Annotated in this window: 1 protein-coding gene; it reads left to right on the top strand. The window is 45.3% G+C overall.

Going from position 1 to position 572, the window contains the following annotated elements:
- A partial coding sequence (locus ACWHAR_RS30270) for an ATP-binding cassette domain-containing protein (protein WP_452088830.1) occupies window positions 1-572 on the top strand: 572 nt, incomplete at both ends.

Consider the following 572-nt stretch of genomic DNA (forward strand, 5'->3'; position numbering starts at 1 on the left):
TGACGGTGTCAATCAGGAGAACTACGAATCATGGCGGGAAGCAACTAGAAAAAATGCCATGTTCCGTCCGCTTGTAGAAATGACGAATGCGATTGGGACGGCTGTCTTGATTTGGTATGGAGCCACACTCATCATGAATGAAACCATTACGATTGGCGTCTTCGTTTCTTTTGCTTTCTATCTGGGAATGTTTTGGGAACCTATTTCGAGACTGGGTCAGGTCTATAATCAGCTGTTAATGGGGATGGCATCATCAGAACGGATTTTTGAGTTTCTGGACGAACAGCCAAATGTCAAGGAGAAGCCCAATGCCATTCATAATGAAAAGATAAATGGGGAGATCAGTTTTGAAGAGGTTGAATTTTCGTATGATGAAAAACGAAAAGCCCTTTACGCCGTTTCTTTCTCTATTCCGGCGGGCTCGACGCTTGCGCTTGTCGGGCATACAGGGAGCGGGAAGACGACGATTGCCAATTTAATCAGCCGTTTTTATGATGCGACCGGAGGCACCATTAAAATAGACGGTATACCGATTAAGGATCTTTCCCTTGCCAGTCTGCGCTCTCAAATCA

The sequence above is a fragment of the Bacillus sp. LR--39 genome, from assembly GCF_053613335.1.